Genomic DNA, 16,358 nt, shown 5'->3' on the forward strand with positions numbered 1-16,358 from the left:
TACCGCAGGTGTTACCGCAGGTGCTGGTGTTACCGCAGGTGTTACCGCAGGTGCTGGTGTTACCGCAGGTGTTACCGCAGGTGCTGGTGTTACCGCAGGTGTTACCGCAGGTGCTGGTGTTACCGCAGGTGTTACCGCAGGTGCTGGTGTTACCGCAGGTGTTACCGATGGTGCTGGTGTTACCGCAGGTGTTACCGATGGTGCTGGTGTTACCGATGATGGTGCTGGTGTTACCGATGATGGTGCTGATGGCGTGGGTGTTTCCCCTGGTGTAGGCGTTACCGATGGCGTGGGTGTTTCCCCTGGTGTAGGCGTTACCGATGGTGTCGGTGTTACCGATGGTGTTGGTGCTGTTGGCGTGCCCAATTGCAAGTTTTTGAGGATGGCCAGAAGTTCATTATTTTTACCTTTGCCACGCCAGACTAAGGTATCTTTGGCATTTTCACCGGTGCCGTTGGTAAACTCTAATTCGTCATTTCTCAGTCCCTTCACAACACCTAGATTATCTTGACCGATCGCGTAATCCCAGATGATATCTACTCCCTCACCGGGCGAAAGCATGAAGATATCTTGACCGCCGCCACCATAAAGGTTATCGTTGCCGACTTCGCCGTATATTACGTCGTTGCCGTTGCCGCCGAGGATGGAATCATCGCCGCTGTCTCCGTAGAGGGTGTCACCATCTTCGTTACCTAATATGGTGTCATTGCCTGCACCCCCCTGAATCAGGTCGAAACCTGCACCGCCGTCGAGGGTGTCGTTGCCGGAACTGCCTTCGAGGATGTCGTCGTCTCCGCCGCCGTCCATGTTGTCGTCGCCGGAACGTCCTAAGAGGGTGTCTTTGCCGTCGCCACCGAGTAAGAAGTCGTTGCCTTCGCGGCCGTCGATGTCGTCGTCGCCACTACCGCCGTAGAGGGTGTCTTCGCCGACTTTGCCATCGAGGATGTCGTTGCCACCTAAACCGCTGATGACGTTGGGGCCGTTGTCACCGATGAGGGTGTCGTTGTAGTCGGAACCTTCCAGATTTTCGACGTTTTCGATTCTGTCGCCTTCGGCATCGCCTCCTACGCCTCGGCCTGGTTGCAGGTGGACGTAGATGGGTGATTTTGAGTCAAAGTAGGAAACGGTGTCGTCTCCTGTCCCGCCGTCTTGGAAGTCGGCACCGGGGCCGCCGACGAGAAAATCATTGCCGCTGTCTCCGTAAAGGCGATCGTTATCTTCCCCGCCAAATAAGCTGTCGTCGCCTGCATCGCCGTGTAGGGTGTCTTTGCCTGTTTCGCCGTAAATGAGGTCGATCGCATCACCACCGCTCATTTCGTCGTCACCGCTACCGCCGTAGAGGGTGTCGTCGTCGGCATCGCCTGCCATGATGTCGTTGTCGTTGTCGCCATAGAGGAGGTCGGCGCTGTTGCCACCGCTGAGGGTGTCGTTGCCGTTGCCGCCGTGTAGGAGGTCTTCAGCGTTGTCTCCTGCTAGTTGGTCGTTGCCATCTTCGCCGTAGAGAGTGTCTTTGTCTTCGCCACCACTCATTTGGTCGTTGCCAGTACCGCCGTAGAGGGTATCGCTACCGTTATCGCCGGCCATGATGTCGTTGTCGCCGTCGCCGTAGAGGAGGTCTTTGTCGTCACCGCCGCTGAGAAAGTCGTTGCCTGCGTTGCCGTGTAGGAGGTCTTGGCCTTGTTCACCTAAGAGTTCGTCTGCGCCGTCGTTACCGTTGAGGATGTCGTCGCCGGTGTTGCCGTTGAGGAAATCGTCGCCTGCGTTGCCATTCAATATGTCGTTGTCTTCGTTGCCGAAGAGTTGGTCAGCGCCGTCGCCGCCGTTGAGTAAGTCTTGGCCAATTTGACCAAAAAGGCGATCGTTACCTGCGTCACCGTTGAGGAGGTCGTTACCGTTTCCGCCTTCTAGGAGGTCGTCGTCTTCGTTGCCGTTGAGTTGGTCTGCACCTTCGCCGCCGTAGAGGTTGTCATTGCCTGCATTGCCGAAGAGTTTGTCTTCGCCGTCGTCGCCGTAGAGGTTGTCTGTGCCCTCGCCACCTCGTAGGGAGTCGTTGCCTGTGTCGCCGTGTAGGAGGTCGTTACCGCTGTCGCCTTGCAGGAGGTCGTTGTCTTCGTTGCCGGAAAGGGTGTCGTTGTCTGCACCGCCGTTGAGAGTGTCTTGACCAAGTTGACCGAAGAGTGAGTCGTTGCCGGAGTCACCATTTAGCGAGTCGTTGCCGGTTTCACCGTAGAGGGTGTCTTCGCCGTCGTTGCCGTTGAGTAAGTCGTCGTCTTCGCCTCCGAGTAGTTGGTCTTGTTCTGTACCGCCATTGAGGGTGTCGTTGCCAAGTTGACCTTGCAGGATGTCATCGCCTGCATCACCATTTAGGGAGTCGTTGCCGGTGTCCCCATAGAGGTTGTCTTTGCCGTCGTTGCCGTTGAGGAGGTCGTCGTCTTCGTTGCCGTTGAGTAAATCTTGGCCATCGCCTCCTGAGAGGGTATCGTTTCCAGTGTTGCCTGCGAGTTGATCGTCGCCTTCTTGGCCGTAGAGAATATCGGCGTTGTCTCCGCCGTTGAGGATGTCGTTATCGAGGTTGCCATAGAGAAAGTCGTTGCCTGCGTCACCATTTAGGGAGTCTTCTCCTTTGCCGCCATAGAGGGTGTCTTGGTCGATGCCGCCGCTGAGGGTGTCTTGGCCGTCTTGACCTAAGAGGGAGTCGTTGCCGGCATCGCCGTTGAGTTGGTCTTGGCCTTTGCCGCCGTAGAGGGTGTCTTGGCCGTCGTTGCCGTTGAGGATGTCTTCGTTTTCGCCGCCGTAGAGTTCGTCTTGGTCTGTGCCACCGCTGAGGGTGTCGTTTCCTGTACCACCTAAGATTAAATCGTTATCGTTATCACCAAAAATTTCATCATTCCCTTCATCTCCTGCGATACTATCGTTGCCTTTACCCCCATAGATTAGATCGTCACCATCATCTTCTTGTTGTGTTTGGAAGTTGGCTTCGGCATAGATTTTAGTGGTGGGACTGATATTAGTATTATTAGCAGCAAAACGGGTGGTACTTGCTTCTGCATCAACACCTAGACCTACTATTGTAAAACTTGCTTCTGAATTGGAACCATTTTCATCAATAGTCCCATCGAACCAGCTTGAGCCTTGATGAAAACCGCCACCCACATTATCATCACCACCACCACCATAGATAGTATCTCTTCCATTTTCTCCCCTGATAAAATCATTATCTTCACCGCCATAAGCCTTATCATTACCATTTGCACCGTAAAAAGTATCTTGTCCTGAACCACCTTCAAAGTAATCATCTCCCGAACCAAAATCCGTTACAAGTCCATCATCATCAGCTAAATCATTCCCTTCACCACCGTAATATCGATCATCTCCTGAACCTCCTTCTAAATAATCATCTCCACCTTCACCCTCAAGGATATCTTGATCATTTTCTCCATACAATCTGTCATTATCACTTCCTCCTTTAGCTGTATCATTACCATTTGCACCGTAAAAAGTATCATTTCCTGAACCCCCATCAAAATAATCATCGCCCGATGAAAAAATATCGCCTAATATTCCATCATCATCGTAAATATCATTACCAGGACCACCCTCAAAAAAGTCATTACCAGAACCACCTTCACCATAATCATCATCTTCTTCACCATAAAGTAAATCGGAATAGCTAGATCCTAATAGAGTGTCATTACCCAAATTACCATATAAAGTATTTTTAATAGCAAAAAGTCCTGCGATAATATCTGATTTAATTGTTCCAGTAATTGGGGCTTCGTATATTGTTGATGCTTCTTCCAAGCTAGTGCATAATTCTTTCTTTTTTAAAGCTTCTTCCAAGTAGTTAAATAATGGGTCTTTTGTTTGAGACATTAAGCCATATTTACGTCCAATATTATTATTATGCCAATCCATAATAGTTGATAGCATTGCCTCTCGTGTAATAATATCTTCGCCTTGATTAAAAACATGGTTTTTCGCTCTTTTGATCAGTGTCCATAACTCATTCAATCCATCCCCAGTAAATGTTGCATTAGATTTACCAAATTCCATAGTGTAACGTCCACTGGTATATGAGTGGATCAAAGCATTTAAGTCAGTGTTGTCATTATTTTTGGGATCGGTTGTTCCAAGTTTATTGTCTTGATAATATTTAACTGCTTCGTCAGCAGTTATGTTACGTAAGTTAAACCATTCTTGAAACCAATTATAACTTTCAAACCAAGAAATAATAGGTGCTATAATAAGATTTAAAGTTATATCACTATTAAAGTACAAGTTGAAAACAAATAAAGAAGCATTATTAACTGTTGCCACTTGAGATTTTTCTAGGTTTAAATCATGAGTAGTGCCAGATAATTTATTACCCCGTAAACTCAAAACAACAGAATCATTCTCCTGCTTCAAAGTCTGAATCTGCCCATCACTCAAATTAATCCCTTGCACCACATTAGAAAAGAACTCCCCTTCATCCCCAGGAGTATCAGCAGTATTAATATGCCCATCCACAGAATGACCAATTTCTTCCAATAAAACACTGGTAATCGCTTGAGGATTATCTGTATATTTAGTCAAAAAGTCTTGAGAAACATAAATAGTATTATTTGAACCGGCATAAACAGCATTGGCCTCTTGGAGTTCTGAACCACTGCGAATTTCAATCGGTGGCAGAGATGTAAAATTACTGTTAATCCACTGCTGACGGATTTCTTCTAACTTACTCGCGTCAAAGTTCGTACCAAAAATAGATTGAATTTTGGCAATAAAATCATCACCCTTGGCAAAATTATTTAAAGTGCTGTAAACCTGTTGCAGAGAAGTTGCGATTAAAGAGTTGAGTGAGTTATTAGAAGTCAACATGGCTTTTTTCTCCAATCAATTATGTTAGTGAACCCTGAACAATGTAAATGCAGACACGCAAAACTTACTCGCCTTTTTTCCCAAGCGATACTATGAGGAAATAATGAACGCGATCGCGCCAGTATTACCCTCTATGAAACCTATCGGGGTTAACCCCTAATTTTTATGCAGCTTTGCCTAATTTGTTACAAAACTTTGCATAAAGCCCGTCACATCAAATTACGCCCCTGGAAATTTCCCAAGTGCGATGCCTGCGGCTGGCTACACGCGCTTCCCTAAAATCTTTAATATCAATCTCCATGCACCCTCCAAAATTGAAACTTTGTAACCTCTGTTTATCTATCAGTCTCTGCCCGCGACTTTTATGCAAAAACTCAGCTTTTGTTACAAAACATTACACAAAGCGCGCCCAATCAAAATACGCCCCTGGAAAATTCCCAAGTGCGATGCCTGCGACTGGCTACACGCGCTTCCCTAAAACCTTTAATAATCATTCTCATGCACCCCCAAAATAGAAATTTCGTAACTTCGATCTATGTCTGTTGCTCTGCCGAACTGATACTAATTCGTATTTGCTAGCAAGATTACACTAAAACTACGTTTAGGTAAATCACCTAAACGCCCGATCGCAATTAATTTCTCTCATTGGTGCGATCGTGCTAATTACGTACTCGGAAAACCCTGTATAAATCTGTAAGCATAACTGCTAACTTCCTCACAAAAAAACAGGTTCTTTACTATTACTTCACACAAACGTGATTGTGATCACGTAAATATTGCGTAGGCCAATCGAGGGTAATTACTCAAATCAGTATTTGCACTGAATTCCCCGTAGAAACCTAATTGTTATGAAACCATGACATAATATCGTACAAGTCGCATCTTACTGAGATGTTGCGCCATTCTCAATTACTTGTTTAGGAACAGGTAAGATGCCTGTGAAGCGAGAAAATTCACTCTTTGTGGAACAGGCATCTTGCCTGTTCTTGAGAATGGTGCAAGATGTGGGATCTTAGGGAAATAGGGCACACGATCGCTCCTTACCATCATTTGCCCGTAGAAACCCTGACGATTGTTGAGAGAACATCGTACTGCAAGTCCTATTCCGCTATCCTTTTAATCTAGAATCTAAAACCTAAAATCTAAAATACTATGGCCCAGCGCTACGTTCGAGTTAAAACAACACAAGGACACATCCATTACGGTTTACTGCAACTCAGTCACAGCGTTCAAGTATTTGATGCACCGCCCTGGTTAAAAGGACAACCAACCGATTTGGAACTTTCACCCGATACTTACCAAATTCTCGCCCCGTGCTCTCCCTCAAAAATTGTAGCCGTAGGCAAAAATTATGTCGATCACGCCGCCGAGATGGGAACCCCAGTACCGGAAGAACCCCTGCTGTTTTTCAAGCCTCCGAGTGCTGTCATCCCCGCAGGTGCAGAGATTCGTTATCCGCAGCAGTCGGAAAGGGTAGACTACGAGGGAGAATTAGCCCTGGTAATTGGCGAACATTGTACCAACTGCACTCCCGAACAAGCACACAGCAAAATTTGGGGCTATACGATCGCCAACGACGTAACAGCCAGAGATTTGCAAAAGCGGGACAACCAGTGGGCCAGGGCCAAAGGGTTCGATACTTTTTGTCCCTTGGGGCCTTGGATTGTCCGCGAACTGAGTCCTGCTGCACAATTGCAGACTTTTGTCAATGAGAGCGAGCGACCGATACAGTCATCCCAGATCGATCGCATGGTATTTTCCCCAGACTTTCTCGTCTCCTACATCAGTCAAATTATGACCCTAATTCCCGGTGATGTGATACTGACGGGAACGCCGCAAGGAGTAGGGCCACTGCAAATAGGCGATCGAGTCCGCATCGAAATTGAAGGCATCGGCAGTCTTGAAAATACAGTAGTTATTAGTAATGGGTAATTGGTAATTATCACCAACAACTGTCAAGTGCCAACTGCCAACAGTCAACTAACTAACGAACCTGCATATAAACAGCATCCGAAAGCGGAGGAATCTCTGCATAGCGTCCCAAAAGCGACTGAACGACTGCATAGACAAATGCAGCAAAAGCGCCCAAAAACACCATGTTATACAGAGTTTCCGCAATAAATGCGACTTGTAAGCCTTTAGAAAAAATCGGCAAGACCAGACCGCACAGCATCAAAACAATGTCTAAAAGAATCGCCTGCATCGCATTAAAACGAATGAAGTGACTGATGTTTTCGTTTCTAACTACTCCTAAATACAGGGCAAAGAAAATAACCAAGCTAGCAAAGGGCAAACTATAAATTTGCATCAATGGAGCTAGCGGTATCAACAACAGTTGCAGGACAGGAAACTGTGTAAACAGAAACCTGCCAAAGGCAAGCCCGTCAACCAACGGGAGCAAATAAGGCAAAGAAGCAAAAATCCGGTCTGGAACAGTTGTAGATCCGCGCCAAGTCATAATGAAGTCTCCTGAGTCGATCGATTAACTATTAATTCCATTAAACTCAGGATAACGCAGCAGCAGGGTTTGTGTTCCGACTCGCCCGGAATTTGCCCACACTCAGAGTCGAGTAGATTCAGGGGTACTTAGATCTAGTCGGGTTCAATAGTCACCATTCCCGATGCCCGATGCCCCATGCCCCATGCCCCATGCCCGATGATTATTTAATATTAGCGATCGTGAAGCCCATTTGACACTCGTACCGATCGGGCAAATTTTCCGTAGGTTTAGCAACTGGATGTCCACAGCGAAGCTCTCCACCGCTCCAGCGCGGTTGGCCTGTGCGATCTGCCAGCAAACAACTTTGGCAAACACACTGAGGGGCAAGCATCTGATTTTCCATTAAAATGACTAACATTTGATACCTCCGACAGGTTTCACACCAGTAATTTCATTGTATGTCAGGAGTTGGGGACAAACGGCTTAACCTGAACACAACGTAATATTTATGTCAATGGTGCGAAATCCGTAGTACGGTATAAGATCCCCAATTCCCAATCCCAAATTTGTCAAGAGGTTGATTATTGTGACGGACACTAACTTAGAATTCCTTTCCAAAACCGATCCGCTCATTGCCGATTTAATCGGGCAAGAGCTCCAGCGGCAGCGAGACCACCTAGAACTCATCGCCAGCGAAAACTTTACCTCCGCAGCGGTAATGGCAGCTCAAGGCTCAGTGCTGACCAATAAATACGCCGAAGGACTGCCAGCGAAACGGTACTACGGCGGCTGCGAATTTATTGACGGCATCGAGCAAATTGCGATCGATCGCGCCAAACAGCTATTTGGAGCAGCTCACGCCAACGTCCAGCCCCACTCCGGCGCTCAAGCCAACTTTGCAGTATTTTTGAGCTTGCTGGAACCCGGAGACGGAATAATGGGCATGGATTTGTCCCACGGCGGACACTTGACCCACGGTTCGCCGGTCAACGTATCCGGCAAATGGTTCAAAGCTTTTCACTACGGCGTCAGCCCAGAAACAGAACAGCTCGACTACGACGAAATTTTGGCACGGGCAAAAGAAAACCGACCGAAATTGCTAATTTGTGGTTATTCAGCATATTCGCGAATTATAGACTTTGAGAAGTTTAGAGCGATCGCCGACGAAATGGGAGCCTACCTGCTCGCCGACATCGCCCACATCGCCGGGTTAGTCGCCACAGGGCACCACCCCAACCCCCTCCCTCACTGTCACGCAGTCACCACCACCACTCACAAAACCCTGCGCGGCCCCCGTGGTGGCTTGATTATGACTAATGACCCGGAATTAGGTAAAAAGTTTGACAAAGCAGTTTTCCCCGGCACTCAAGGTGGCCCCTTAGAACACGTCATTGCGGGCAAAGCAGTAGCTTTCGGCGAAGCATTAAAGCCTGAATTTAAAACTTATTCCGGTCAAGTAATTGAAAATGCGCGCGCTTTAGCGGCACAGTTGCAGCAGCGGGGTTTAAAACTCGTTTCCGGCGGCACGGACAATCACTTAATGCTAGTTGATTTGCGATCGGTAAACATGACAGGGAAGCAAGCGGATCAATTAGTCAGCGGTGTGAATATTACTGCTAATAAAAATACCGTGCCTTTCGATCCAGCATCGCCCTTTGTCACCAGCGGTTTGAGACTCGGTTCGCCGGCGATGACCACCAGGGGAATGGGAACATCAGAATTTACAGAGATTGGCAATATTATTGCCGATCGCCTGCTAAATCCAGATGATGAAAGCGTTGCAGCCGACTGCCTGCGTCGAGTAGCAGCACTGTGCGATCGCTTCCCCTTATATCCTCACTTGTACTTGAAAGTGCCGGCATTAGCTTAATTTTCCTGATCGGCAATGAGAAATTGGTAGTTGGAAGTGTACGGGTAAAAGGGTAAAAGAGCAGGAAAAGATTGAGAGTTGCCGGGAGCGATATTGACAAGCGGTTTTCACCAAAAATATCGATCGCCAATACGGTTTTTAGTAAAGATATTTGTCGGGCGGGGCTGGTTTGACTAACGGTATTTGTCGGTTGCGAAAGATACCGCTCAACTGGGCCCGATCGCCAAATATCAACTTTTTTGCTCGCGAAAGAGTCGATATTTCAAATCGTTAATTCGAGAGTTAGAAATGAAAAACCTGACAATTCGCCCCAGGGCAACTGCCATTGCGGCAAATCTCCGACTCCCAAACCCCCAGTCGCTCTTCAAGATGTTTCCTTGTTATAAGCCATCTGAAATGTAGTAGACTCTGCCTGACAGCCTAATTGCCCCGCACTATTTAAAATTGATTTCAGATGCCGTACCAGTATCTGTACCACATACTCGCTTTTCTGGTTTCTGCGATCATCGTCCTCTGGAGTACGCCAATAGTCAAAAAAATTGGTCTCAAAAGCGGGCGAGTCGATCGGCCAGGCGAGCGAAAAGTCCACAAGCGCCCTATGGTGCGCTTGGGAGGAGTGTCCATCTTTCTCGGCACTATCACTGCCCTCTTATTTGTCTGGCTCTCAGGAGGCTTCATTGATGCTAACGGACAAGTTCTCAATCCCAAAGACGAATACGAAATTTGGGGAGTCACCCTCGGCGGCATCGGATTCTTCCTCATCGGTTTAGCAGACGACCTATTTTCGCTCTCGGCCTTAAAACGCTTGCTCATGCAAATTGGCGTATCCAGCATCGTTTGGATGGCAGGCGTACAAATTGAGTTTCTCACAGTTCCCTCCCTGGGATTGACTAATATTGGCTGGCTGAGCTTGCCAATTACCGTGATTTGGCTCGTCGGCATGGCGAATGCCATCAACTGGATTGACGGTTTGGACGGTTTAGCGGCCGGAGTTTCAGGGATTGCAGCAGTTGTAATGCTGATTGTCAGTCTGGCGATGCACCAACCGGCGGCGGCCCTGATTGCAGCGGCTTTAGCTGGCGGGGCCTTGGGATTTCTGCGCTACAACTTCAATCCGGCTCAAATCTTTATGGGGGATGGCGGGGCTTATTTTATCGGGTTTACTCTTGCTGGAGTGGGAGTAATTGGGTTAGTTAAAACTACGGCTGTTACTTCTGTGTTGCTGCCCTATTTAATTTTAGCTGTACCGATTTTAGATATGTCGGCGGTGATTCTCGATCGACTTCGCAACGGCAAGTCACCGTTTATTGCTGACAAGCGCCATCTCCACCACCGACTTCTAGAAGCCGGACTATCCCATCGATTTGCGGTTTTATTTATTTACTCACTGACACTGTGGGTGGGAAGTTTAGCCCTAGCTTTTTCGCTTCCCAGCGGCGTAATTTACGCTATGGGTGCAACAAGTTTGCTGGGATATGCTAGCTGGAAAGTTTGGAGACACGCTCGATAGTTAGTTGACTGTTGACTGTTGACTGTTGACTGTTATCGTTCCCCAATTAATTCTCCAATCTAAAATCCAAAATCTAAAATCTAAAATTGAATGGTTGCTGAAATTATTTGTGTTGGCACTGAATTGCTGTTAGGCGATATTCTTAATAGCAATGCCCAGTTTTTAGCCAAAGAATTAGCGAGTCTGGGAATCCCTCATTACTATCAAACAGTGGTGGGGGACAATCCAGAACGTATCAAACAAGTGTTAGAAATCGCCGTCAGTCGATCGCAACTTTTGCTCTTCACCGGAGGCCTGGGCCCCACACCAGACGATCTGACAGTCGAAACGATAGCCGATTTTTTTGGGGTTCCCCTCATCGAAAAGCCGGAAATTATTGCAGATATCGAATACAAATATGCTCAGCGGGGACGCACAATGAGTCCCAGCAACCGCAAACAAGCTTTAATTCCAGAAAGTGCGGATATTCTGCCGAACCGCAGCGGTTCTGCACCGGGCATTATTTGGCAGCCGATTCCCAACGTGACTGTAATGACATTTCCCGGCGTACCGGCGGAAATGCACTTGATGTGGCAAGAAACCGCCGTTCCTTACCTGAAAAATGGCGGCTGGTGCAGCGAAACTATTTACAGCCGCACATTGAAATTTTGGGGCATTGCTGAGTCGGCATTGGCAGAAAAGGTAGATAGTTTTCTGAATTTAACTAATCCTACTGTGGCTCCCTATGCCAATCACGGCGAAGTCAAACTGCGAATTTCGGCCCGCGCAAACGAGGAAGTGGCCGCGAAAAACTTGATTGAGCCGATCGAACAACAATTGCGGCAAATTGCCGGCTTAGACTGTTACGGTGCTGATAGCGATACCCTCGCTTCGACTGTGGGCCAATTGTTGCTCGATGCCGGGCACACTCTTAGCGTGGCTGAATCCTGCACCGGAGGTGGATTGGGGGCGATGCTGACTGGTGTTCCCGGCAGTTCGAGCTACTTTTTAGGCGGGATTATTTCTTACGACAATCGGGTTAAGGAAGGATTATTAGGTGTTAATCCGCAAGATTTAGCCGAGTTTGGGGCTGTCAGCCACCAAGTGGCAAAACAAATGGCTGCGGGAGTTCGCTCCAGCCTCAATACAAATTGGGGATTGAGCATTACAGGCATCGCCGGGCCCGGAGGTGGCACAGACGCTAAACCTGTCGGACTGGTTTATGTCGGTTTAGCGGGCCCCGATGGCGACGTAGAAAGTTTTGAATACCGATTTGGGGATGCCAGAGGCCGCGATTGGATTCGGAATCTGAGTAGCTGTACGGCGCTCGATCGACTCCGGCGTAAATTATTGTTGGCAAAAGCGTAGAAAAAAATCCTACGATTTGTCAATTGTCAATAGTCAGGCGTAAGCTTAAGCTTTATTTAACACTCTATACTCCGATATAATTCGGCAATTTTCCTTTTACCTCTTGATTATCTGTAAAGATTCGTTATGATAATAAGATAGGACTGATTGGCCAATATACTGACTCTCTCCTTTGCTCAAAACAACTAGCAAGCGAGAAAGCAAGTTTGACCTTTGGTTTCAAAGTCGTGCTTGCTTATTTTCAGATATTTAGCCGTCGGTTTAGCAATCTAGACTATAAAAAAAGGAGCTATCCGTTCAATGGAAAACATTGAAAAGGTGCTGGAACAAATTAAAGAATGGGTTCGCAAGCTGATAGAAGGATTGCTGAATCCTGAAGCTCAACCGGAACTCGAACCGATTCGTATTCCTGTCAACCAACCGAGAAATCGCCGATAGTCGGGACTGGATTGGAAGTTTGAGCTTTGAGCTTTGAGCTTTGAGGTTGAAGACTGGTTCTAAATTCCAAGTCAAAATTCTCATAATTTTTGTTGCGCTGGAATTTTAAAAATTGTTAAATATCCTGGTACTTCACGGCCCTAATCTGAACCTATTGGGTCAGCGAGAACCTGGAGTTTATGGTTCTGCGACTTTAAATGATATCAACAAGTTGCTAGAACAAGAAGCGCAAGCCCTCCAGGTGCAAGTCTCTATTCAGCAGTCGAATCATGAAGGGGTGTTGGTGGATGCAATTCACTCGATGTTAGGGCAGCACCAAGGCTTATTGATTAATGCTGGAGCTTATACTCATACGAGTGTGGCAATTAGAGACGCGATCGCCGCGGTGAATATCCCTGCGGTAGAAGTTCATCTGAGCAATATTTACCGACGGGAAGCTTTTCGGCATCACTCGTTTATAGCAGCGGTGGCGATCGGGCAAATCAGCGGTTTTGGCTCAGAAAGTTATCGGCTGGGGCTGCAAGCTCTAGTTAGTTACCTGATTAAAAATTAAAAATTTACCGATGGTAGCGATCGGATGAGGGCAGGTTTTAGATGGAAAACCAGCCCTTATATGTTTGGGCGGAATTCAAATTAATCAAAAGAGCTAGGTAAAGAAGCAAACCAAGAAGAATTCTAAATTACCAATTACCAATTACCAATTACTAACAACTTGAGTTAAATTCAAATGCGGCATTCCCTGTTGAGCAAGTTTCAAGGAACCATCTTGGGGGCAGTTTTAGGAGACTCTATAGGCCTGCAATACCAGAGGCAACTCGTGGGTATTCCCCCCGAAACAGAAGAGTTGCAGCCGATTTTACAACTGACGAAACACCAACAATTGACCCTAAGAGGGGCAACATTGGCGTTGAATTCTGTCAACAGTAAAATCCCAAGTGGCAAAGACTCATCCGAATGCGGGAGACTTGCGGTAGCGTGTGCTCAAAGTTTAATTCGGTGTAGGGGTTTAGATTTAAAAGATTGGCGCGATACTTGGGAAGCATTTGCCAAGTCGGAAATCTACCATCCCCGCAACAGTGAGTTTCAAACCCTGCTTAACCCTGGTGAAGCTGCAGTTGCTGCGCTGCCATCGGCGATGTTTTTTCACGAAAATAAAGCCAAGCTGCGAGAAAAAATCATGCTGGCGATAGAGGTTTGGGACAACGAAAACCAGCCAGAATGGGAAACAGCAATTTTAGCAGTAGCATATACGATCGCCCGATCTCTTAAAGAAAAACTTGACCCAGCGACAGCGATCGAGCAAACACTTGCCTACCTGAAAACAGATAATGCCTTAACAGAGCTGCTGCTGCAAGTGCAAATACTACTAGAAAAGGGAGCCGATTTAGAAACAGCCGCCACTCATCTGTGCAAAAGCGCCACAGCTTTGCGAGAAAGACAGGGCGAAGGTGAGAAAAAATTACAAACCGAGTCAATTGTCAACCCAGGAAATTTCATTCCCATTGCCTTAGCTTTCTACTGCTTTTTGAACACCCCAGAAGACTTGCGCTTGTCAGTGGTGCGTGCTGCCCGCTGTGGTATAGCCGGACAAATAACCTGCGCTTTGACGGGAGCTTTGTCTGGAGCTTATAACGGTGTTGGTGGGATTCCTGTAGAATGGCGACAGGTATCTTCGGTTGAGGTTAATTCGCAGCAGCTAGCCGACGGCCGAGAACCTTCGCTCTGGGGAACTGGCAGCGATGCAAAAATTGTAGAGTTAGCAAATAACCTGTTTGCTGTTTGGGCAGGAGTTTACAGGCCCGATGCCGGACTGGATTCCGCAGCGCTAGCCCGATCGGTGGCTGCACCTTATGTCATTAGACCTCGTAAAATATAAAGGTGGGAGCTTTTAACGGTAAGGGGAAACCAGAAATTAGCAATTAGCAATTAACAAGTCAAAAGCCAAAGTGGAAGGAGAGCGACAATTAAAGATTAAAAAGTGAAAAATTAAATTGGACGCGCCTGCCCCAAAAAACCGGGTTTCAACGAGAATATGGGGTGAGAAGCTGTAACCAAAATCCTATTCACATCTACTCATTTCATAATAAATGAGTAGGGATTGAATCAGTATATAGTGTGACTCAAAGCGAGCAAGAGGTAACAATGCTGTTAGGCTTCAAAACAGAATTGAAACTGAATAACAGGCAGCGCACTATGCTCGCCCAGCACTGTGGAGTAGCACGCCATGCTTGGAATTGGGGATTGTGGCTAACCAAAAACATTCTTGAGTATAACAAATCCCATCCCGATGAAAAACTTAACTTTCCCACCGCTATTGACCTGCACAAACTGTTAGTAACCCTGGTGAAATCAGAAAATCCGTGGTATTACGAGTGCAGTAAATCTACACCGCAACAGGCATTAATGACTTTGCGCCAAGCTTGGAAGCGGTGCTTTAACAAGACTGCGGGAGTACCGAGATTTAAGAAAAAAGGGCGGCGCGACTCTTTCACGTTAGAAGGAACAGTCAAAATTTTGGGTAACAACAAAATCCAAGTTCCTGTAATTGGCATTCTCAAGACTTACGAAAGGTTGCCACAAGTATTAACCAAGTCTTGTACAATATCCCGTCAAGCAGACAGGTGGTTTATCAGTTTCAGATTTGACGTAGAACAGCAAGAGTCATGTCAAACAAGTATTGTGGGAGTTGACCTCGGCATTAAAGCATTAGCTACTCTTTCAACAGGTGAAGTGATGGTCGGAGCAAAATCCTACAAAAAGTACGCAACCAAGTTGTCAAGAATGCAGTGGCTCACTCGCCATAAAACTATGGGCTCACGCAATTGGAAAAAGGCACAGCTTAAGATAGCGAGATTGCACATAAAAATAGCTAACATTCGCAAAAATACGTTGCACCAGTTAACGACATTGCTTGCCAAAAACCACGGCACAGTAGTGATCAAAGACCTCAATGTGTCCGGGAGTGCGATTCGTTGATTAGTGAATCTCGGTAATCAATCCGTAAATAACTAATCCAGTGAAACTTGACCCCTAGGTTGAGCACTGAACTCTCAGATTGATGAAGGTGCAAGTCCTTCCCGCAAGATTCATGCGTGACTCCTTATCTGCCCACACCGACCAAGCTCAATTCTTGGAGAGTGAAGCTGGGAGCAGGGCACAATCAGACGGCCGTTATGGGCTGACACTGGTGCTAACAGGGAGTTCCTACGGTGAAACCGAGCCTAGAAAAGTAACTTACACATAGGCAGGGCATAACTTAAAAAACCCTGACCTCATCAGAGCTAAAAACCCGACGCATCTTCCCTGAATAGCGTTTAGAATCCTGGGTTTCTGATAGTTAAAATGGCTACACCTAACGGAACAATCAATCATCTGAGGGAACGAAGAAAAACGACTTAAGAGTCATGGATACGTCGATTTCCATGTAGGTAAGATGAGATACGGAACCCTCTCAAGTCGGGTAGGATGCGAAGTAATTCTCGCAAGGTATTCAGAAAACACTTAATAGAGCAGAGCATGATTAGGCACAGTAGCAATACCAGTGAATCTTGGAAGAATCTACCGTGGAAGAAATTCCGCAAAGATTTATTTCGCCTACAAAAGAGAGTGTTCAAAGCGGTTCAAGCAGGAAACAAGCGGAAAGCACGGTCACTGCAAAGACTTATTCTGAAATCCAAAGCGGCTAGATTTTTAGCAATTCGACAAGTAACACAGCTAAACGCTGGCAAGAAAACAGCAGGTATTGATGGTGTAAAATCCCTGGACTTTACAGGACGTTTCGACCTAGAAACAATACTTAAAGAATCGGCAGGTAACTGGCATCATCAAGGACTACGGGAAATCCCAATCCCAAAAAAGGACGGGACAACCAGAATGCTAAAAATCCCAACTAT

The 16,358-nt window shown here is 46.8% G+C and carries 12 protein-coding genes and 1 pseudogene; 10 read left to right on the plus strand and 3 right to left on the minus strand.

Annotated features, from left to right (window positions below; all coding sequences use genetic code 11):
• Window positions 1–4,860 (minus strand): annotated as a pseudogene (locus QUA36_RS29080) (hypothetical protein); the annotation flags it as partial.
• 1,152 nt (window positions 4,861–6,012) lie between these two features.
• Here QUA36_RS29080 and QUA36_RS29085 point away from each other — a divergent pair.
• The gene (locus QUA36_RS29085) at window positions 6,013–6,792 is read left to right on the plus strand and encodes a fumarylacetoacetate hydrolase family protein (RefSeq protein ID WP_333459913.1); all 780 of its coding nucleotides are present in this window, start codon (window positions 6,013–6,015) and stop codon (window positions 6,790–6,792) included.
• A 52-nt stretch (window positions 6,793–6,844) separates the two neighbouring features.
• Here QUA36_RS29085 and QUA36_RS29090 read toward each other — a convergent pair whose 3' ends face one another.
• Together QUA36_RS29090 and QUA36_RS29095 are read right to left on the minus strand one after the other, a co-directional pair.
• Window positions 6,845–7,318: a Tic20 family protein gene (locus QUA36_RS29090; protein ID WP_333459914.1), complete on the minus strand. Its 474-nt coding sequence runs from the start codon at window positions 7,316–7,318 to the stop codon at window positions 6,845–6,847.
• Window positions 7,319–7,520: 202 nt separating this feature from the next.
• Window positions 7,521–7,718, minus strand: coding sequence for a hypothetical protein (locus QUA36_RS29095; RefSeq protein ID WP_190739976.1), 198 nt, complete (start codon window positions 7,716–7,718; stop codon window positions 7,521–7,523).
• Window positions 7,719–7,886: 168 nt separating this feature from the next.
• Between QUA36_RS29095 and glyA the strand changes: the two genes are divergently transcribed.
• From glyA to QUA36_RS29140, 9 genes are all read left to right on the plus strand, one after another.
• The gene (gene glyA / locus QUA36_RS29100; protein ID WP_333459915.1) at window positions 7,887–9,170 is read left to right on the plus strand and encodes a serine hydroxymethyltransferase; all 1,284 of its coding nucleotides are present in this window, start codon (window positions 7,887–7,889) and stop codon (window positions 9,168–9,170) included.
• A gap of 454 nt (window positions 9,171–9,624) precedes the next feature.
• Window positions 9,625–10,680, plus strand: a complete 1,056-nt coding sequence (locus tag QUA36_RS29105; protein WP_190663118.1) for an MraY family glycosyltransferase — start codon at window positions 9,625–9,627, stop codon at window positions 10,678–10,680.
• Between the two features lie 90 nt (window positions 10,681–10,770).
• The gene (locus QUA36_RS29110; RefSeq protein WP_333452241.1) at window positions 10,771–12,027 is read left to right on the plus strand and encodes a competence/damage-inducible protein A; all 1,257 of its coding nucleotides are present in this window, start codon (window positions 10,771–10,773) and stop codon (window positions 12,025–12,027) included.
• 300 nt (window positions 12,028–12,327) lie between these two features.
• The gene (locus QUA36_RS29115) at window positions 12,328–12,465 is read left to right on the plus strand and encodes a hypothetical protein (protein WP_333167394.1); all 138 of its coding nucleotides are present in this window, start codon (window positions 12,328–12,330) and stop codon (window positions 12,463–12,465) included.
• Window positions 12,466–12,577: 112 nt separating this feature from the next.
• Window positions 12,578–13,018, plus strand: a complete 441-nt coding sequence (aroQ, locus tag QUA36_RS29120) for a type II 3-dehydroquinate dehydratase (RefSeq protein WP_333167396.1) — start codon at window positions 12,578–12,580, stop codon at window positions 13,016–13,018.
• 174 nt (window positions 13,019–13,192) lie between these two features.
• Window positions 13,193–14,341, plus strand: a complete 1,149-nt coding sequence (locus QUA36_RS29125; protein ID WP_333452243.1) for an ADP-ribosylglycohydrolase family protein — start codon at window positions 13,193–13,195, stop codon at window positions 14,339–14,341.
• A 239-nt stretch (window positions 14,342–14,580) separates the two neighbouring features.
• The gene (locus tag QUA36_RS29130; RefSeq protein WP_333459916.1) at window positions 14,581–15,441 is read left to right on the plus strand and encodes an RNA-guided endonuclease TnpB family protein; all 861 of its coding nucleotides are present in this window, start codon (window positions 14,581–14,583) and stop codon (window positions 15,439–15,441) included.
• Between the two features lie 112 nt (window positions 15,442–15,553).
• A complete protein-coding gene (locus QUA36_RS29135; RefSeq protein ID WP_333452246.1) occupies window positions 15,554–15,709 on the plus strand; it encodes a hypothetical protein in 156 nt (51 codons plus the stop codon).
• Between the two features lie 272 nt (window positions 15,710–15,981).
• The coding region (locus QUA36_RS29140) for a reverse transcriptase N-terminal domain-containing protein (RefSeq protein WP_333459917.1) at window positions 15,982–16,358 on the plus strand (377 nt) is incomplete at its 3' end.

This window comes from Microcoleus sp. Pol10D4 (genome assembly GCF_036701555.1).
Lineage (GTDB): Bacteria > Cyanobacteriota > Cyanobacteriia > Cyanobacteriales > Microcoleaceae > Microcoleus.